At 46.6% G+C, this 19,526-nt stretch carries 14 protein-coding genes; 10 read left to right on the top strand and 4 right to left on the bottom strand.

Annotated elements, in window-relative coordinates; all coding sequences use genetic code 11:
* Window positions 1–81: 81 nt before the first annotated feature.
* A complete protein-coding gene (gene sppA / locus RH46_RS19475) occupies window positions 82–1,932 on the bottom strand; it encodes a signal peptide peptidase SppA (RefSeq protein ID WP_006881246.1) in 1,851 nt (616 codons plus the stop codon).
* A 200-nt stretch (window positions 1,933–2,132) separates the two neighbouring features.
* Here sppA and RH46_RS19470 point away from each other — a divergent pair, with 200 nt between their 5' ends.
* Window positions 2,133–4,145, top strand: a complete 2,013-nt coding sequence (locus RH46_RS19470) for an NADPH-dependent 2,4-dienoyl-CoA reductase (RefSeq protein WP_006881245.1) — start codon at window positions 2,133–2,135, stop codon at window positions 4,143–4,145.
* A 56-nt stretch (window positions 4,146–4,201) separates the two neighbouring features.
* On the opposite strand, the gene purU is transcribed toward RH46_RS19470, so the two are convergent.
* Entirely contained in the window at window positions 4,202–5,035 is an 834-nt protein-coding gene (gene purU / locus RH46_RS19465; protein ID WP_006881244.1) for a formyltetrahydrofolate deformylase, read from the bottom strand.
* 194 nt (window positions 5,036–5,229) lie between these two features.
* Between purU and RH46_RS19460 the strand changes: the two genes are divergently transcribed.
* The 8 genes from RH46_RS19460 (at window position 5,230) to rnd (ending at window position 12,962) form a co-directional block, all read left to right on the top strand.
* Window positions 5,230–5,433 carry a hypothetical protein gene (locus tag RH46_RS19460; protein WP_006881243.1) on the top strand — a complete coding sequence of 68 codons (204 nt, stop codon included), beginning with the start codon at window positions 5,230–5,232 and terminating at the stop codon, window positions 5,431–5,433.
* Between the two features lie 92 nt (window positions 5,434–5,525).
* Window positions 5,526–7,436, top strand: a complete 1,911-nt coding sequence (locus tag RH46_RS19455; protein ID WP_006881242.1) for a DNA repair helicase YoaA — start codon at window positions 5,526–5,528, stop codon at window positions 7,434–7,436.
* A 32-nt stretch (window positions 7,437–7,468) separates the two neighbouring features.
* On the top strand, window positions 7,469–8,170 hold the full coding sequence (tsaB, locus tag RH46_RS19450; RefSeq protein WP_006881241.1) for a tRNA (adenosine(37)-N6)-threonylcarbamoyltransferase complex dimerization subunit type 1 TsaB: 702 nt from the start codon (window positions 7,469–7,471) through the stop codon (window positions 8,168–8,170).
* A gap of 34 nt (window positions 8,171–8,204) precedes the next feature.
* A complete protein-coding gene (locus tag RH46_RS19445) occupies window positions 8,205–8,507 on the top strand; it encodes a hypothetical protein (RefSeq protein WP_006881240.1) in 303 nt (100 codons plus the stop codon).
* A gap of 22 nt (window positions 8,508–8,529) precedes the next feature.
* Window positions 8,530–9,084 carry a Slp family lipoprotein gene (locus RH46_RS19440; RefSeq protein WP_040896299.1) on the top strand — a complete coding sequence of 185 codons (555 nt, stop codon included), beginning with the start codon at window positions 8,530–8,532 and terminating at the stop codon, window positions 9,082–9,084.
* Window positions 9,084–9,938, top strand: coding sequence for an alpha/beta fold hydrolase (locus RH46_RS19435; protein WP_006881238.1), 855 nt, complete (start codon window positions 9,084–9,086; stop codon window positions 9,936–9,938). The genes RH46_RS19440 and RH46_RS19435 overlap by 1 nt, the downstream gene beginning before the upstream one ends.
* Window positions 9,939–10,050: 112 nt before the next feature.
* Complete coding sequence (gene fadD / locus RH46_RS19430) at window positions 10,051–11,745, top strand: long-chain-fatty-acid--CoA ligase FadD (RefSeq protein WP_006881237.1); 1,695 nt, start codon at window positions 10,051–10,053, stop codon at window positions 11,743–11,745.
* A 101-nt stretch (window positions 11,746–11,846) separates the two neighbouring features.
* Window positions 11,847–12,962, top strand: coding sequence for a ribonuclease D (gene rnd, locus RH46_RS19425; protein ID WP_040896286.1), 1,116 nt, complete (start codon window positions 11,847–11,849; stop codon window positions 12,960–12,962).
* 90 nt (window positions 12,963–13,052) lie between these two features.
* Here rnd and RH46_RS19420 read toward each other — a convergent pair whose 3' ends face one another.
* Window positions 13,053–14,612 (bottom strand): SulP family inorganic anion transporter, encoded by a 1,560-nt coding sequence (locus tag RH46_RS19420; protein ID WP_006881235.1) that lies wholly within the window; start codon window positions 14,610–14,612, stop codon window positions 13,053–13,055.
* Between the two features lie 319 nt (window positions 14,613–14,931).
* Window positions 14,932–17,874: a ribonuclease E gene (gene rne / locus RH46_RS19415; protein ID WP_006881234.1), complete on the bottom strand. Its 2,943-nt coding sequence runs from the start codon at window positions 17,872–17,874 to the stop codon at window positions 14,932–14,934.
* Window positions 17,875–18,448: 574 nt separating this feature from the next.
* Between rne and rluC the strand changes: the two genes are divergently transcribed.
* On the top strand, window positions 18,449–19,408 hold the full coding sequence (rluC, locus tag RH46_RS19410; RefSeq protein WP_006881233.1) for a 23S rRNA pseudouridine(955/2504/2580) synthase RluC: 960 nt from the start codon (window positions 18,449–18,451) through the stop codon (window positions 19,406–19,408).
* Window positions 19,409–19,526: the final 118 nt, after the last annotated feature.

Genomic DNA, 19,526 nt, shown 5'->3' with positions numbered 1-19,526 from the left:
TATATATCAATCTAGGCCAATAAAAAGGGGGATTCCGCACAGGAATCCCCCTTGAGTCTCTGGTCGGTTTAGTCAATCCGATTATTGAACCTGACAGTTAAGACAGAAAGCGTACTGACCTTTAGGATCATTAAAGCTTTGTAGCATATTTGTATCCTGAATCACTTGCTGAGCAACAGGTTGAAGAGCCTGAGGCAACATGGCTGTTGGGTCGATGCCTAAGTGAGCACTAACTTGGTTCATGAAGTCCTGAATAAACTGTTGAGCAGGAGAGAGTGGTTCTTCTACCCAATACAAATTATATTGTTCAACTTTCGCTAACTCTGCTGCCAGTTCAACGGCATCATCGAAATCACCAATTTTATCGACCAGGCCAAACTCAAGTGCGTCCTGGCCTGTCCATACACGCCCTTGGGCAACGTTATCGACCTGCTCTAATGGAATCTCACGTGATTGACTGACCAATCCAATAAAGCGGTTGTAGCCATGTTCAATTCCCATTTGGAATGCCTGAGAAGCACCGTCTGATAAACCGGTTGTTACACCAACATCTGAGAATGGAGAAGTGCCAACACCATCGGTGTAGATGCCGAGCTTGTTGAGGCCCTTTTCAAATGTGGTCAGGACACTGAAAATACCAATTGAGCCGGTAAGCGTTGTTGGTTGAGCAACGATACGGTCAGCACTCATAGAGATCCAGTAACCACCCGATGCCGCAAGGCTCGACATCGATACCACTACTGGTTTACCCGCTTCTTTCAGCGCTTCGACTTCATTGCGAATCACTTCAGAGGCGAACGCACTACCGCCCGGGCTATCAACACGTAGAACCACGGCTTTTACTTTGTCATCATTGCGTGCCTGACGCAGCAGCGCAGCCACTGTGTCACCACCAACGGTACCACGCGGTTGCGAGCCGTCCATGATGGCACCGCTTGCCACTACGATTGCGATATCATCAGCAGCCAGATCGAACTTAGGTGTCATTGTCGATTGATATTCGTAGAAGTCGACATAGTTGTAACTATCTTCACCATTACTGCCAAAGACTTCGATAAGATCTTTTCTTACCTGTTGACGAGTCGCCAGTTGATCGACAAGACCAACATTGAGAGAAAGTGACGCTAAGTCGCCATTGTTCTGCTTCAACAGTTTAAGAAATGTATCCATATCAGGGTTCAGAGTTTCAGACGCCAGTTGGCGGTTGGTCGCTACATCATCAATGTAAGCCCCCCACAGTTGCCCTAACCAGCGCGAGGCGGACTCTTTCGCTTCCTTGGACATGTCGTCACGAACGAAAGGCTCAATCGCTGACTTGTAGGTACCGACGCGGAAAACATGAGTGTTCACATCCAGTTTCTCTAACAGGGTTTTGTAGTAGAGAGAGTATGCGCTGTAGCCTTTAAGCATTACTGCACCGTCTGGAGCCAGATAGATCTTATCGGCGTAGCTGGCCAGGTAATACTGGCTTTGATTGTAAATATCACCCACAGCATAAATAGGTTTACCTGACGCTTTAAACTCGTTTAACGCTTTCGCTATGTAGCGCAGCTTGGTCAGGTTGGTTTCCGGCATGTCGCGTAACGCCAGCACAATACCGCTGATTTGCTCATCATCTTTGGCATGACGAATCGTATCAACAATGTCGAACAACACGTTCTCTTTAGGCAGGCTTTGACCGAAGAATGAACCGGTCAAAGAGTCCATAGGGTTAACGTAAGTGGGTTGTTCAACAATCGGCCCAGAAATATTGACGATCAGAGCTGACTCTTTAGGCACTGTCGGGACAGGCGCTTCAGCACTGGTGTAGATGAAGTAAATAATGCCAATACTCGCTAGGAAAATCAGGTTGACGAGGGCGAGACGAATAAAGGTGATAAGTTTCCAGATACCTTTAAAAAACATGCCAACAAACTTAAATATACTTTTCATTTTTTCTCCGCTGCGAAGGTCGCAGGTTAAGGCTTATCCGCTGTAAGACCTTATAAATCCAGATCAAGTTACATCCTACTTAAACTAGTATACCCAAACAACCGTAAGATTGATCGGTGTTACAGAAATGTAAACGGGTGTTTGATTTTTATTTAATGACTTTGTATTCTGGTCAGACCACAATAAAAAAGAGTAAAGTGATGTCTTCCATGTACCCAAACCTACTAAAACCACTAGACCTCGGATTTACCCAGTTGAGAAACCGAGTATTAATGGGCTCAATGCACACGGGGCTTGAAGAGCATAAAGAAGGTCTCGGCAAGCTTGCAGCGTTCTACGAAGAACGTGTGAAGGGTGGAGTAGGCCTGATTGTTACCGGAGGCTTTTCGCCAAACTTACGTGGTCGCTTGCACCCATTTAGTGCTGAATTTAGTAAGCCTAAACATGCTAAAGCCCATAAGGTTGTTACCGAAGCCGTTCATAAACACGGTGGCAAAATTGCTCTCCAGCTATTACATGCCGGTCGTTACGCAATGCACCCTTTCGCTCAAAGTGCGTCATCGATTAAAGCGCCTATTGCTCGTTTTGCTCCAAGTGAGATGAGTACTCGTCAGATAAACAATACTATCGAAGCTTTTGCTAAGAGTGCCGCTTTAGCGGTTGAAGCAGGATATGATGGCGTTGAAGTCATGGGTTCAGAGGGCTACTTACTTAACCAGTTTATCTGTAAACGTACCAATACCCGTTACGATGAATGGGGCGGCAGTTACCAGAACCGAATCCGTTTCCCGTTGGAAGTGGTTAAAGCTATCCGCAAAGCAGCGGGTAACGAATTTATTATTATCTTCCGTCTATCAATGCTTGATCTGGTTGAAGAGGGAAGCACCTTTGAAGAAGTGGTCGAACTGGCTCAGGAGCTAGAAAAAGCGGGAGTGACCATCATCAATACCGGTATCGGCTGGCATGAGGCGAGAATTCCAACTATCGCGACTCAGGTACCACGTGGTGCATTTACCTGGGTAACCGAAAAGGTACGTCCACATGTCAATGTCCCTATCGTGACTTGTAACCGTATTAACACTCCTGAAGAGGCTGAGTCAATTCTGGCAAGTGGTCATGCGGATATGGTTTCCATGGCGCGACCTTTCCTCGCCGATCCGCATTTTGTCATTAAGGCAGAGCAAAATCAGTCGCAATTGATTAATACCTGTATCGGCTGTAATCAGGCATGTCTGGATAATGTATTTAAAGGTAAACGTGCTGGCTGTTTGGTTAACCCGTTAGCCTGTCGTGAAACTGAGCTCGTTGTGACACCTTCTGACGTCAAGAAAAACATCGCGGTTGTCGGTGCAGGACCTGCGGGTCTGGCGTGTGCAACCACGCTGGCGGAAAGAGGTCATAATGTTGACCTGTTTGAACGTAATGACCGGATTGGTGGTCAGTTCCGTCTGGCAATGCAGATCCCGGGTAAAGAAGAATTCAGAGAAACCATTCGATACTTTTCTAATCGAATCGACGAGACAGGTGTAAAACTTCACCTCGAAACCGAAGCGAATTACGACTTACTGGCAGAGTACGATGAAGTGGTAATGGCGTCCGGTGTTGAACCGCGTAAAGTTAATATCGAAGGTATTGATACACCTGATAAAGTCATCGACTACCAAACTCTGATTAAAGAGAAAACGTTTGTTGGTAATAAAGTGGCTATCGTTGGTGCTGGTGGTATTGGTGTAGATGTAGCGACAATGCTCACCGAACCAAGTGGTCACAATCTTGATGACTGGCTGCACGAGTGGGGCATTGATAAAGAAATTTCTCATCCGGGTGGTTTGTTCCCTTACCCTGACTCAATGAGCGATAAGACAGTTTGGGTTCTGCAACGTCGTAAAGGGCGCGTTGGTAAAGGTCCAGGCAAAACGACAGGCTGGATTCATAAGCGCACGCTGGAAAAACGTGGCGTAAATCTGTTAGGTGGCGTGAGCTACGATAAGATTGATAGCGATGGCTTACACATCAGCATTGATGACAAGCAACAGCTATTGGATGCAGATACCGTGATTATCTGTGCGGGCCAAGAGTCGGTTCGCCCTTTTGAAAGCCAGTGGCACCAGTTGGGCGATAAACTTCATATCATTGGTGGTGCTGACTATGCTGGCGAACTTGATGCGGTTCGAGCAATTAAGCAGGGTGTGGAGCTGGCGGTAAAACTGTAAGCTGAAGATGATAAAACTAAGGCCTCCAATTGGAGGCCTTAGTGTTTTGACTGAACTTACAAAATTACGGTTTTGTTGCCGTAAACAAAGACATGGTCGTTAAGAACCTTGTTTAGCGCTTTGCTAAGAACATTCTTCTCTACGTCTCGACCAGCCTGAGCCATATCCTGAGCACTGAAGTTGTGGTCTACAGGGATAACGTCCTGCTTGATAATTGGGCCTTCATCAAGATCATTGGTGACAAAGTGGGCCGTCGCACCAATGATTTTAACGCCACGCTCATACGCCTGTTGGTAAGGCTTTGCACCGATAAATGCAGGCAGAAAGCTGTGATGGATGTTGATGATCTTATGATTGTACTTCTCAACAAATGATGGCGTCAGAACGCGCATGTACTTAGCCAATACCAGATAGTCAGCCTGATACTGGTCGATAACCTGCAACATCTCCTTCTCATGCTCTTCGCGGTTAAGACCTTCGTGAGAAACATGGTGGTAAGGAATATCGAACTTCTCTGTCAGGCTCTGAAGCGTATCGTAGTTACCCACAACGGCTGCAATGTCGACATCCAGACTACCGTCGTAGTTCTTCATTAGAATGTCACCAAGACAATGAGCTTCTTTTGTCACTAAGATCACTACGCGCTTGCGGTTTGAACCCATCAGCTTACGTTTTGCACCTTGTGGCAGAGCCTGATCAAGGTCTGCGAGAAATGTCTCATCATTGAAGTAACCTTCCAGCTCAGTACGCATGAAAAAGTGGCCGCTGGTGTTATCAACGAACTCGTTGTTATGGATGATGTTGAGTTGGTGCTTGTAACAGATATTAGTGATCTTTGAGATGAGACCAGGGGCGTCCGTACAATGCGTTAGTAGTGTTTTCTTTTCCATCAAGTTAAAACTTCCGTGATTTATTTTTTTTGAATAGTGAATTTTTTACGGGACCTCGAACGGTGAGCTGACCCGCATTATTGAAGCTACAATTAAACTAATATCGAGTTGGTTTCAACAATTAATCTGAGTTAACCGTTTGCTCGAATTATATGTTGGTATTTTTTCTCTTGTCGCGTTTTTAGGTGGTATTTATGGATAAAGAGTTATTAGCCCGAAAATTGTATTCAGAACGAGTCAGTGCCCTGACTGGTGGAAAAGAACTAGACGAAGAATTATTAGACGAAATGTGGGAAAACCGTGCCTCCCCAGCTGAAGCTGCACGCGCCATATCTGATTGCCAACAAGAAGGCTTTGAAGGACCTGCCTGGCTAACTCGTTATCTCAATAAACGATAATTTTCAATTTTTCTAGGGCGCGAAATCTCATTCGCGCCTAGGCTGGAAAACTGCCATAATTACCCCCTCTTAAGAACAACTCTCTGCACTCAATGATTTCAAAAACCTTCTCCTCTGAAGGAGCTCTGGGTAAAGCGATACCTGGTTTTCAACCGCGCCAAGCGCAGCTCGATATGGCCGAAGTGGTTGCTAATGCAATCAAAACACAAGGTCAGGTCGTGGTTGAAGCGGGCACAGGTACGGGTAAAACATTTGCCTATCTGGTTCCTGCACTTCTCAGTGGTAAGAAAACCATCATCAGTACCGGTTCTAAAAACCTGCAGGAACAGCTTTTTCACCGAGACTTACCCTTGATGACCGGTGCGCTCGGTTTTTATGGGCAAGTGGCGCTGCTTAAAGGGCGTGCAAACTACTTGTGTTTAGACCGCTTAAGCAGACAAATGGTTGAGAGTCATAACCAGACCGCTGATCCCACCTTATTGAGTCAACTGGTTAAGGTGCGTAGCTGGTCATCTGAAACTAAAACAGGTGACTTAGGCGACTGTGATGCGATTGCGGAAGACAGTCCGGTCATTCCGACCATTACCTCCACCAATGACAACTGCCTTGGTAAAGAGTGCCCAAGTTATCAGGACTGCTTTGTACTTAAGGCACGAAAAAAAGCCATGGATGCTGATGTTGTCGTGGTTAACCATCACCTGTTCTTAGCTGATCTTGCGATTAAGGAAACTGGATTCGGAGAGTTAATCCCCGAGGCAGATGTGTTTATTTTTGATGAGGCACACCAGCTGCCTGATATTGCGAGCCAATACTTTGGACAATCGCTTTCCAGTCGACAAATCCAAGAACTTTGTAAAGACATCGAAATCGCTTATCGCACTGAAGCCAAAGATATGCGCCAACTACAAAAAGCGGGTGAGAAGCTTTATCAGACGGCGATGGACTTACGTATTGTACTTGGCGAACCCGGTTTTCGAGGAAACTGGCGTGAAGCGATTACGTCGCCCTCGATTGGTAGAGAGTTGCGCCGTCTTGAAGATGCACTCGATTTTGTATTGGAAGTGTTGAAACTCGCGCTAGGGCGCAGCCAACTGTTAGATAGTGCCTTTGAGCGTGCCAATACCATCAAAGCCCGACTTGATAGGGTGTGTGATGTGTCGATTACCGGTTATTCATACTGGTATGACACCACACCGCGTCACTTTAGCTTACACATTACGCCATTAACGGTTGCCGATAAGTTTCACGAACAGATTGAGCTTAAGCAGGGGGCCTGGATTTTTACCTCCGCGACGCTGGCGGTGAATAACGATTTCGGTCACTTTACCGCTCGTCTGGGACTTAAACCTCAACAGCAACTGTCGCTGCCAAGCCCGTTCGACTATCAAAGTCAGGCCAGACTGTGTGTGCCTCGTTACCTGCCCGAGCCCAATAGCCCGGGGATGGCGGATAAGTTGGTAAAAATGCTTACTCCGGTTATCGAGCAAAATCAGGGACGCTGTTTCTTCCTTTGTACCTCTCACAGCATGATGAAAGAACTAGGCGAGCGCTTTCGCGAGCGTCTGACGGTACCTGTTTTGATGCAGGGAGAAACCAGCAAACAGAAGACCCTTGCTGAGTTTATGGAACTCGGTAATGCCTTGCTGGTGGCAACAGGGGCTTTCTGGGAAGGGATTGACGTTAGAGGTGACACACTTAGCTGTGTTATCATCGACAAATTGCCCTTCACAGCTCCCGATGACCCGCTGCTAAAGGCGCGCATTGAAGATTGCCAGCTTAAAGGCGGTGACCCTTTTGCCCAAGTACAGATACCTGATGCGGTTATTACCTTAAAGCAAGGGGTTGGGCGACTAATTCGCGACAAGAAAGACAAAGGGGCGCTGATTATATGTGATAATCGCTTAGTGACCCGAGATTACGGTGGTGTGTTCTTAGCTAGCTTGCCACCTATCCCCCGCACGCGAGATTTGGCGGTGGTGCAGGACTTTCTTGAACATAATTAATGTTAAAAACAAACGAATAATCAGAGATATCAATGAGTGTAAAGATCCTTGCTCTAGATACGGCGACTGAGAACTGTTCAGTTGCTCTTTTAGTAGACGATAAAGTTTACGTGCGTAGTGAAGTTGCGCCACGTGACCACACTAAGAAAGTACTGCCTATGGTAGATGAAGTGCTGAAAGAAGCGGGTTTAACGCTCGCTGAACTGGACGCACTGGCTTATGGACGTGGTCCGGGCAGCTTTACTGGAGTACGAATTGGCATTGGTATTGCACAAGGTTTAGCATTCGGTGCGGATTTACCTATGATTGGTATTTCGACTCTACAAGCTATGGCTCAAGGTGTTTATCGCAAACACGCTCAAAGCCATGTAGCGACTGCGATTGACGCTCGCATGAGTGAAGTCTACTGGGGACGCTTCACACGTCAAGAAGATGGCACTTGGCTCGCAACCGACCAGGAGTGTGTAACACCACCACAGTTGGTGGCTGACAATAGTCAGGCTGATGAGTCTGAATGGTTTACTGCTGGTACCGGGTGGGACGCTTACTCAGAGCAGCTTGAAGGTATTAAGTTCAACACGGCTAAGAGTGACGTACTTTTCCCAGATGCGGAAGATATCGTTCAGCTCGCTAAGTTTGAGCTGGCGAAAGGAAACACGGTCGATGCTGAAGAAGCCAGCCCGGTTTATCTTCGTGATACTGTTGCCTGGAAGAAGTTACCAGGTAGAGAATAAGTTCGCTGACCTAGCCACAACATAGACGGATAGTATGGTATCAATTAATGGATTACCTCCTTCGCTGCCAGGCCCTAACCGGGCTAATAAGGCTAACAAGAAGAATGAGGTTAAAAAATCGAGTGATAACACGCCAGTCAGCCAGCCGAGTAAGGTGGCTAACGCGGTAGCCCACTCTATCCGTCATGTTAATGAGTCTGATATCCATAAAGCGCAAGTGCAATACGACCTGCCAGAAGGTCGTGGTCGCAGGGCGATGGAAGAGTATATGAAGGTGATGACCCAGACACAGCGTGATGAACTTTCACAAATGCTGGGTGTCGATATTTATATCTAACATGATGAGCTTGCGTAATTTTATGTCTTTCCGTCTATTACAAACTTTACTGGTTTTCTCTACAGCTTTGACGCTTTCAGCCTGTAGTTCATTACCAGAAAGCTTGAAATCTGATAATCCCCAGTTAATTACCGACTACTCTGTCTGGCAGAGCAGTGAGGATGCGCAGAGTGAAGTCCGTTTGGGCGGTTTGATCGCTAAGGTGACTAACCTCAAGGACAAAACTCGAATCGAAGTCGTGAACCTGCCAATCAACTCTGCTGGTAAACCAGATATTAACCAGGAAGCGCAAGGGCGTTTTGTTGGCTACGTGAGCGGATTTGCAGATCCGATAACACTGTCTGAAGGTCGGCTCATTTCCCTGATTGGTGATAGTCAGGGGCGTGAACAGGGCAAGGTGGGGGAGTACAACTACGAGTTCCCGATAATGAAAGTGAAGGGTTACCACCTATGGCGAATTGAAGAGCGTGTTATTATTCATGACTTTGATAGCTACCTGTACCCATGTCATGGGCTTTACTGCCGTGAAAATCGTTATGGAACCCGCCAGGGCCAAGTCATTCAAGAAGTGAAATAATGCGTCATGAACAAAGGTGCGATATAGCCTCAGGGCATATTGCTACCATCGAATATGGTTCGAAGCAGACCGCTGATCTGACCGTGGTCTTTTTACATGGTTGGCTCGATAATGCAGCTAGCTTTGAAACCGTGATGAATGAGTTGCACTCCATTGCTCCAAACCTCCACCTATGCGCAATCGATTTACCTGGCCACGGCTTCTCTAGCCACAAAAATGGCAGCAATTTCTACCCATTTCACGACTATATAGATGACGTTTACCAGTTTTTGGCTAACTTATCGCCAAACAGACTGGTGTTAGTGGGTCATTCACTTGGTGCTTTGATTGCAAGTTGTTATAGTGCCGCCTTTCCTGAGCAGATCAGCGGATTAGTTCAGATAGAAGGGTATGGTCCTCTGGCGGAGCCCTCTCAAGATACGGTTACCCGTTTAAGAGAAGGTGTTCTGAGTCGTCAGAGAGTCCGAAGAAAACCGATGCGGGCCATGCAGTCACAGCAAGAGGCGATAGAACGGCGTGCGAAAGTGAATCAGCTAGACGCGGCACTTATCGCTCCGATTGTTAAACGTGGCTTGATAGAAGTTGAACATGGCTGGCAATGGCGGCATGACGTCAAGTTACAAAGTCAGTCTTTGTATCGAATGTCGTTCGAACATGCAGCAGAGTTTCGCCAACAAGTCACAGTATCTCAACTGGTCATTCTTGGTGAGCAAGGTTTCTCTTATTTGCAGTCTTTTCAAAATGATGCTTCAGACTCCACTCAAATTGAGATGATCGAAGGCGGTCATCATTGTCATCTGCAAGCCCCTTTTAGAGTAGCTAACCTAATTTTTGGCTTAGTTAACAAAATTTAAACAAGTGTTTGAGTCTTTCGTGCTCAAGCGGCCTGCCTGTGCTGTAATAGACCTCAATGAAAACAGAGCGTTTCACATAGATGACAGCCAGCTAATTTCGAGGAGTTTTACCGTGGATAAACCTTGGTTATCACGTTATCCAAGTGATGTGCCAGAGCACATCAACCCAGATCAATACCCATCATTGGTGGAGATGTTTGAACAGTCAGTACAAAAGTACGCTGACCAGCCTGCATTCATGAATATGGGCTCGGTAATGACTTTCCGTAAGTTAGAAGAGCGCAGCCGCGCGTTTGCAGCGTATCTGCAAAACGAACTGAAACTGCAGAAAGGTGACCGTGTTGCTCTGATGATGCCAAACCTACTGCAATACCCAGTGGCACTATTTGGTGTGTTACGTGCAGGTATGATCGCGGTAAACGTTAACCCGCTTTACACCCCTCGTGAACTCGAGCACCAGCTTAACGATTCAGGCGCAAAAGCGATTGTTATCGTTTCTAATTTCGCTAACACACTGGAACAGATCGTTGATAACACGCCAGTTAAACACGTTGTTCTGACTAGTCTTGGTCAGATGCTGCCACGTGCGAAAGGTACACTGGTAGACTTCGTGGTTAAGTATGTTAAAGGCATGGTGCCTAAGTACGACCTTCCTGGTGCAATTTCTATGCGTCAGGCTCTGCACAAAGGCCGCCGTCTGCAGTACGTGAAACCATTTATGTCTGGTGATGATATTGCCTTCCTGCAATACACAGGGGGTACTACCGGCGTAGCAAAAGGTGCGATTCTTACTCACCGCAATATGATTGCTAACGTTCTTCAGGCGAAAGGGGCATATGGTCCTGTTCTGGCTGAAGGTCGTGAACTGGTCGTGACAGCATTACCGCTTTATCACGTGTTTGCCTTGACGGTGAACTGTTTGCTGTTTATTGAGATGGGCGGTCAAAACTTACTGATCACCAACCCGCGTGATATTCCAGGTTTCGTTAAAGAGCTGCAGAAGTATCCATTTACCGCAATTACGGGTGTTAACACTCTATTTAACGCACTGGTAAATAACGAAGACTTCCATGAGCTTAATTTTAGTAATCTCAAGCTTGCTGTTGGCGGTGGTATGGCCGTTCAGCGTGCGGTGGCGGAGCAATGGAAGAAAACCACAGGTATTCACCTGCTTGAAGGTTACGGTCTGACGGAGTGTTCTCCGCTAGTAACTGGTAACCCTTACGATCTGACGGACTACACTGGCGCGATTGGTCTGCCTGTACCTTCTACTGAAGTACGTATCGTTGATGACGAAGGTAACCCTGTACCAAACACTGAAGTGGGCGAGCTTCAAGTTCGTGGTCCTCAGGTAATGCAAGGTTACTGGCAGCGTCCTGAAGCGACGAAAGAGGTGATCAACTCTGAAGGTTGGTTATCGACAGGTGATATCGTTAAGTTTGACGATGAAGGTCTTATCCATATCGTTGACCGTAAGAAAGATATGATTCTGGTATCTGGCTTCAACGTTTATCCAAATGAGATTGAAGACGTCGTAGCATTGCACGGTAAGGTACTGGAAGTGGCTGCAATTGGTCAGCCGCATGAAGTGTCTGGTGAGCTGGTTAAGATCTACGTCGTTAAGCGTGACCCTAGCCTGACTAAAGATGAGATTATTGCTCACTGTCGCCAGCACCTGACAGGTTACAAAGTGCCGAAGCTGGTTGAGTTTAAGGACGATCTACCGAAAACAAACGTAGGTAAGATCTTACGCCGTGTGCTTCGTGAAGAAAACGATGCCAAGCTAGCAGAATCTCAACAGGGTTAAGTGAGTTAACTAAACAAGCCTGCTTGATTGATGATAGAATGCCGACTAATCGTAGTCGGCATTTTTTATAGCCGCTGGAAATCGCTCATAGTGAGAAGTTAGTGAAATATCAGATTATTACCGAGTCATCGCAGTTAGAGACTGTGTGTCAAAGCGCTAGGGAATTCGATGTAGTTATGCTGGACACAGAGTTTGTCCGTACCCGTACCTACTACCCTCAATTAGGTTTGATCCAACTTTATGATGGGCAGACCTTATCTCTAATCGACCCAACGGTTATTGACGACATGACGGCATTTGTACACTTACTGCAGGATACGTCAGTACTCAAGGTTCTGCATGCCTGTGGCGAAGATTTGGAAGTGTTTCAAAACAGCTTTGGTTGCCTACCTTATCCTATGGTTGATACCCAGCTAATGGCTGCTTTCTTAGGCCATGGTTTATCGACAGGCTTTGCTGCTCTGGTTAACGAGTATCTCAACGTAGAACTTGATAAGAGCGAGTCACGCACCGACTGGTTAGCGCGACCACTAACAGATAAGCAGCTTGAATACGCTGCTGCCGATGTTTACTACCTGCTACCTCTATACGAGCAGTTGTTTGAAAACATCACTCAGGCAGGCTGGTGGCAGGCGGCGCAGCAGGAGAGTGATCTGATCGCGTCTAAGCGCATCAAAACAGTCAATCCTGAGCGTGCTTACCTTGATGTTAAGGGGGCATGGCAGCTTAAGCCTAAAGAGTTAGCGATCCTTAAACCTCTGGCAACATGGCGCTTAAAAGAGGCATTGAAACGTGATTTAGCACTTAACTTCATTTTCAAAGAGAATGACTTGCTGACCGTTGCTCGCTTAGGCATCCAGAATCGTAAGCGTATGGAGCAGGAAGGTATGGATCTGCGTTCAGTGCAGCGTCACAGCGCTCGTATTATTTCGATTGTTAAAGCAGCGCAGATGACTCCAGAAGAAGAGTACCCACAAAAAATCGAACGTTTGATGGATATGCCGGGTTACAAGCAAAAGTTCAAAGTGCTTAAAGATGAAGTGAAGCGTGCGTCGCAGACAAGTGGTCTTGCAACCGAGTTCCTGGCTTCTAAGAAGCAGCTCAATCAGTTGATCAGTTGGGTATGGAAGAAAGATCGTGATCCAGCGTCACTGCCGGATGTGATGCAAAGCTGGCGTTTAGAGTTGTTTGGCGAAAAGTTAAATAAGTTATTGTAACAAAAGCTCCTTCGGGAGCTTTTTTAATAGGTTCTGATAAAGAGAAACAAAAAGGGCTTCCAACTGGAAGCCCTTTACGATTTGCTCGGATTAACCTGCTAGTACGTCAGTCGCAACTTTGTAGCTAGGGTCTTCCTTAACATTAATCTCAACCAGGCTGCCCGCTTTATCAAGCAGCTTACGACAGTCTGGGCTTAGGTGACGCAGGTGCAGTGTTTTGCCTTGCGCTGAGTAACGTTCAGCCAGTGTCTCAATTGCTTCGATTGCAGAGTGGTCAGTAACGCGAGAATCGGCGAAGTCGACAATAACATCGCTTGGATCACCATGCGCGTCGAAGATCTCAAGGAAGTTTGCCACTGAACCGAAGAATACTGGACCGTGGATCTTGTACTCTTTTGAGCCTTCTTCATTGATGCTAGTGTCTGCGTAGATGTGTTTAGCATGCTGCCATGCAAACATAAGTGCAGATGCGATAACACCAACGAATACTGCGATAGCAAGGTCAGTCATAACGGTAACAACGGTTACCAGTACAATAACAAAGAAGTCTTGTTTAGGTACACGGCGAGCCAGCTTGAAGGTTGCCCATTCAAATGTACCGATAACAACCATGAACATTACACCAACAAGTGCAGCCAGCGGGATCATCTCAATCAGTGAAGACGCAAACAGAATGAACATCAGAAGCGCTACAGCTGCTACGATGCCCGATAGGCGACCACGACCACCAGAGTTAACGTTGATCATAGACTGACCAATCATCGCACAACCACCCATAGCGCCAAACACTGAACATGTCATGTTTGCCATACCCTGACCTATACACTCACGGTTAGACTGGCCGCGTGTGTTCGTCATTTCATCCAGTACGGTCAGAGTCAGTAGCGATTCAATCAGGCCGATAGCCGCAAGAATAATTGCGTATGGCAGGATGATTTGCAGAGTCTCTAACGTAAACGGAACGGCTGGAACAGAGAAAGTTGGCAGTGAACCCGCTAGCGTTGCCGCTTCGTCACCAGACATGGTGCGCAGGAAGTCAACAACAGTACGCGTCTCAAGATCTAAGCCAACAACGAGTGCTGTTACAGTCACAATCGCAACCAGCGATGAAGGTACAGCAGTCGTGATTTTTGGTAAGAAGTGAATGATAGCCATAGTCAGGGCGACAAGACCTAGCATCAGCATCATTTGATCATTTGGTAACCATGTTAACGCGCCGCTCAGGTCCGGTGCTTTGAACTGACCTAGCTGAGCAAGGAAGATAACAATCGCCAGACCGTTTACAAAGCCAATCATTACCGGATGTGGCACGATTCGAATGAATTTACCTAGCTTAAACAGACCTGCAGCAACCTGAAGGATACCGGCAAGTAAGATAGCAGCGAATAGGTATTGTACGCCGTGCGTTGCTACCAGAGAGACCATTACAACGGCCATTGCGCCAGTCGCACCAGAGATCATACCTGGACGACCACCGAAAATTGAAGTGATTAGACCGACGATGAAAGCTGCATATAAACCAACCATTGGGTCTACACCCGCTACGAAAGCGAATGCTACAGCTTCAGGAACCAAAGCAAGTGCTACGGTTAAGCCTGATAAAACATCATTTTTTACAGAGTGTTTAGAAAATTGAGGAAATTCAAACATGTTTGCTCAGTTTGGCTAAGTGTTTAAAAGTATTCTGAATTGTATTTAGTCGCCACTGGGCAAAAATGCAATGTAAAAGAGCAGAGTGACTAAACTAGATACCCGTTTATGTAGAGTATAGATTCAGATCGAGTCGGCGCATGCTACCGAAAAGTGTGATTAAGTTCAAGATTGATACTGATATTGAACCATATTTGTGACCAATGGGTACAAATCGCTCAATTACCCCTTCTTGTAGGTACGTACTTACAAAGAAGCGTGCCAGAGATAAAAAAACAGCCTCTGGAGTAGAGGCTGTTTTTAATCAGGTCAGCGAGGACTAAAACTGAGGTTTAGTCATTACTGCGCCAGCTTGGTTAGTCGCTACTTGACTACCTGCGCCGCGAGACTGGTAACGGTCTTGCTTAAGCGGTGCTGCGTTAACAGTAATCTCTTTCATCTCAGTGTTGCCTGGTGCTTTCGCCATTGGGGCACTCGAGTGGCCTTTGAAGCCTTGTGGTACCACAATTTCAGACGTAACCGCTGGTTCTGCTTGAGTCACAACAGGTTCAGCTTGCTCTGCTACTTCAACAGCTGGAGCAGCTTCAGCCACTGGCGCTTCAACAACGGTTTCTTTAGCGACTGGCTGTTCAGCGACAACTGGTGCAGTTTCAACTACAGGTTGTTCAGCTGGCTGCTGTTCACGGCGAACAATCACTTTACCCATCGCCATCTCAGGGCAAGCAACGCCGCCTAGAGCGATAGTTGTTTCCACTGATGCCACTTCAACAACAGGTGCTTCAACTTTGTCAGTCTTAGCTTGTTGCTTAGGTGCAGGTTTGATGATGCCGTAGCTTGGCATTACTTTACCCATCGCCATCTCTGGAGATGCTACACCACCTTTACGCAGGCGGAATGGGTTAGGGCGACGGTCACGACCGCGACGACGACGTTGGCCGCTCGCGCGCAGATGTCGAGGTGAACGACGGTTACGGCGTTGCTTAGGTTGCTGTTCTGCAGACTCTTCTGCTACAGCTTCAACAACGGCCTCTTCGATCACTTCCGCTTTCGCTTCCTTAGCAACTAGCTTCGCTTCTTCATCAGCTTTCGCTTTAGCAGCCTGATCTTTAACGCGAACTTGTTTAGAAAGCTTGCGACGTTGACGGCGCTCTTTTACTTTCGCAGCTTTTTCTTCAGAACGATCTTTACGCGCTTCAGGTTTCTCATTTTGCTGAGCATCTGCCGCTAGTTTCAGACCTTCTTCAGCAACCTTGCTTGCTTTAACGTCGTCACGCTTGTTACGGCGTTCCTGTTTAGGCTTGCGGTTCTGTTGCTTACGCTCGTTACCTTTTGATTCGCTCTTCGCTTCGTCGCGAGTGTTCTTGCGCTTGTTGTCGCGCTTGTCTTCACGATTTTCGTTACGGTTATCGCGGTTGTTGCGACGACGGTTGTCGTTGCGGTTACGGCGGTTGCGGTTGTTACGGTTACCTTCTTTACGCTCTTTAGGTTGCTGTTCTTCTTTCTTCTCTTCTTGTTCAGAAGAGCCGAATAGGAAGCTACCTAGTGCTTTAAAGAAGCGACTAACAAGACCAGGTTGAGATTCTTGTTGCTCAGCACGCTCGACTTTCTTCTCTGGCGCTTTTGCTACTGGGCTTGGCGCTGGAGCTGATTGAGTTGGCGCAGCAAAGCCTTTCAGCGCTGGTTCTTCAATCTTCTTAGGTTTGACTTCTGTTTCTACTGGCTCTTTACCTTCAGCTTCTTTCAGAGCTTCGATCTTCTTAGGCAGTAGGTAAGAAAGCAGATCAAACTCTTCACCTTCACGAACACGGATAACGTCGAAGTGAGGCGTTTCCATATCTGAGTTAGGTACAACAGTGATCTTAACGTCCTGGATGCGCTCAATATGGTTCACTGAGCGGCGCTTCTCGTTTAATAGGTAAGAAGCGATAGGCACAGGAACGACAGCCAGAACTTGAGCTGTATTGTCTTTTAGTGCTTCCTCTTCAATCAGACGAAGAACAGAAAGAGCTAATGATTCGTTGTCACGAACAACACCAGTACCTGTACAGCGAGGACAAATATGGTGGCTTGCTTCAGCAAGTGAAGGACTTAAGCGCTGACGAGACATTTCTAATAGACCGAAACGAGAAATTCGGCCAATTTGTACTCGTGCACGGTCCATACGAACAGAATCACGTAGACGGTTTTCTACTTCACGCTGGTGACGAACAGGCGTCATATCGATGAAGTCAATAACCACTAGACCGCCCAGATCACGCAGACGAAGTTGACGAGCAATCTCTTCTGCTGCTTCTAGGTTAGTGTTTAGTGCTGTCTCTTCGATATCACCGCCCTTGGTTGCGCGAGCAGAGTTGATGTCGATGGAAGTCAGAGCTTCTGTTGGGTCAATAACGATTGAACCACCAGATGGTAGACGAACTTCGCGCTGGAACGCTGATTCGATTTGGCTCTCAATTTGGTAGTGACTGAATAGCGGTACTTCACCATCGTACTTCTTAACACGGTTTACGAAGTCAGGACGAACCAGACGGATGTGCTCTAGTGCACGCTCGTAGATTGTGTTGCTGTCGATAAGGATTTCGCCAATGTCACGACGTAGGTAGTCACGAATCGCTCGAACGATAACGTTACTTTCCTGGTGAATCAGGAAAGGTGCTGCGTTCGCGTCTGAAGCTTGCTTGATAGCGCCCCAGTGGTTTAGAAGCACGTTCAAATCCCACTCAAGCTCTTCTGCACTCTTACCAACACCAGCGGTACGAACGATCAGACCCATACCTTGCGGTAGTTCCAATGTACTTAGAGCTGCTTTCAGTTGAGTACGCTCATCACCTTCGATACGGCGAGAAATACCACCGGCACGAGGGTTGTTAGGCATAAGAACCAGATAACTACCCGCAAGTGAGATGAACGTTGTAAGAGCTGCGCCCTTACTGCCACGTTCTTCTTTTTCAACTTGTACGATTACTTCTTGGCCTTCTGTAAGCACTTCTTTAATGCTTGGACGACCTTGGTAGGTATAACCTTCAGGGAAATATTCGCGGGCGATTTCTTTAAGAGGGAGGAAGCCGTGTCTTTCTGCACCATAGTCAACGAAAGCCGCTTCTAGGCTTGGTTCGATGCGAGTGATACGTCCTTTGTAGATATTTGCTTTCTTAGATTCATGACCAGGGCTTTCGATATCCAAATCGTATAAGCGCTGACCATCAACCAAAGCAACACGCAACTCTTCTTTTTGAGTTGCGTTAATTAACATTCTTTTCATTGATAAATCTCGTTGTCATTCTTCATTTTTTGTTCTTGTCACTGCTATCGCTTTCATGGTGCCAGATCCCATGGCTTAATCGTTGCAGCCTCCCGGCTGGAGGGATGCGCTCGGGCACTTCAGTCTCACAAGCATTTCTCGTAAAGCTTGTGAGCCGCATTATTGGCGGTAAACACTCAACATGATGAGCGACGAGTAGGGTGACAAGAGTGTTAATTTCGAAAATGTCTTACGCCGTGTGCTGCATTTTGGTAAATTAACGGGCTACTCAAATTATTGCTCAGATATGAGTCGGTTTGTTTAAAAGGCAACCAAATCATATATTGCAGGGGTGAACTATAGCAGTACCCATTAAAGTCAGCAATCCGCTTTATAATAATTCGCTAAAAAAGCTGATTTTATTTTCCGTAAGTATCTGTTTTATAGGTTTTATTGAGCCTATTTTTGAAATTTGTAATAAAGTTGATGGATTTTTATTCGTAGCGGAATTTGCATTCATTATTAGTTGAGTAATTTTCCAGTTTGTTGCGAAGAAAATGTGATTCTGCGCAACTTTGAATGATAGAATAATCAGATGAGTGAAATAAGAACGAAAGTCCAGTTTGTCGATATTGACGACGATATGGCAGGTCAGCGTATTGATAACTTCTTACGCAACCATTTGAAAAGTATCCCTAAAAGCATGGTTTATCGAATCTTGCGCAAGGGAGAGGTGCGAGTAAACAAAAAACGCGTAAAAGCGGAATACAAGTTAAAAGCGGGGGATTTGGTACGAATTCCACCAGTCACTATCGAAGAAAAAGCACAAGAAGTTGCGCCTAGCACTAAGCTCAACAAAGTCGCAGAGCTTGAACATATGATCATCTATGAAGATGACCATATGCTGATCCTTAATAAGCCTTCTGGTACAGCGGTTCACGGCGGAAGTGGTCTTAAGTTTGGTGCGATTGAAGCGTTAAGAGCATTACGTCCGGAAGCCCGTTTTCTAGAATTGGTTCACCGTATTGACCGCGATACATCGGGCATTCTTCTTGTAGCTAAAAAGCGTTCTGCGCTACGTCACCTGCAAGCTCAGTTCCGAGAAAAGACGGTTAAGAAGTTTTACTTTGCTCTGGTAATGGGGCAATGGAAGAGCAGCTGCAAAGTGGTGAATGCACCTCTGCTAAAGAATGAAGTAAACAGCATTGTTCGAGTTAACCCAAATGGTAAAGCATCTGAAACTCGCTTCAAAATCCTTGAAAAGTTTGCTGATGCAACTCTGATTCAGGCCAGTCCGATCACAGGCCGTACTCACCAAATCCGCGTGCACACTCAGTATACTGGTCACCCAATTGCCTGGGATGACAGATACGGTGATCGTCGCTTCGATGCATACACTGGAAAAGTAGGCTTAGACCGCTTATTCCTTCATGCGGCAAACATTAAGTTCCAGCACCCGTCTAACGACGAGTGGATGGAGATTAATGCCCCAATGGAGCCGAAATTGGAGAAAGTGTTGAAAGGGTTAAGAGCGGGAACCGGCGAAGCTCGGTAGAAAGCTTCGCTCCGAGATTTGAGATCGGACTTCGTCCTGCGAGAAATTAGAACGCTTCGCTTCGAGAACGGACTTCGTCCTACGAGAATATAGAACGGGCTGCGCCCTTCGAGATGTT

Origin of the sequence: Vibrio brasiliensis LMG 20546, assembly GCF_000189255.1 — a bacterium.
Classification (GTDB): domain Bacteria; phylum Pseudomonadota; class Gammaproteobacteria; order Enterobacterales; family Vibrionaceae; genus Vibrio; species Vibrio brasiliensis.
Note: the sequence above shows the minus strand (reverse complement) of the source record. Positions and strands in the feature narration are given on the sequence as shown.

Excerpts from the sequence above, each read along its gene's own strand:
- sppA (WP_006881246.1), bottom strand. The coding sequence starts at position 1,932 with ATGAAAAGTATATTTAAGTTTGTTGGCATGTTTTTTAAAGGTATCTGG.
- RH46_RS19470 (WP_006881245.1), top strand. The coding sequence starts at position 2,133 with ATGTCTTCCATGTACCCAAACCTACTAAAACCACTAGACCTCGGATTT.
- purU (WP_006881244.1), bottom strand. The coding sequence starts at position 5,035 with ATGGAAAAGAAAACACTACTAACGCATTGTACGGACGCCCCTGGTCTC.
- RH46_RS19460 (WP_006881243.1), top strand. The coding sequence starts at position 5,230 with ATGGATAAAGAGTTATTAGCCCGAAAATTGTATTCAGAACGAGTCAGT.
- RH46_RS19455 (WP_006881242.1), top strand. The coding sequence starts at position 5,526 with ATGATTTCAAAAACCTTCTCCTCTGAAGGAGCTCTGGGTAAAGCGATA.
- tsaB (WP_006881241.1), top strand. The coding sequence starts at position 7,469 with ATGAGTGTAAAGATCCTTGCTCTAGATACGGCGACTGAGAACTGTTCA.
- RH46_RS19445 (WP_006881240.1), top strand. The coding sequence starts at position 8,205 with ATGGTATCAATTAATGGATTACCTCCTTCGCTGCCAGGCCCTAACCGG.
- RH46_RS19440 (WP_040896299.1), top strand. The coding sequence starts at position 8,530 with ATGTCTTTCCGTCTATTACAAACTTTACTGGTTTTCTCTACAGCTTTG.
- RH46_RS19435 (WP_006881238.1), top strand. The coding sequence starts at position 9,084 with ATGCGTCATGAACAAAGGTGCGATATAGCCTCAGGGCATATTGCTACC.
- RH46_RS19420 (WP_006881235.1), bottom strand. The coding sequence starts at position 14,612 with ATGTTTGAATTTCCTCAATTTTCTAAACACTCTGTAAAAAATGATGTT.
- rne (WP_006881234.1), bottom strand. The coding sequence starts at position 17,874 with ATGAAAAGAATGTTAATTAACGCAACTCAAAAAGAAGAGTTGCGTGTT.
- rluC (WP_006881233.1), top strand. The coding sequence starts at position 18,449 with ATGAGTGAAATAAGAACGAAAGTCCAGTTTGTCGATATTGACGACGAT.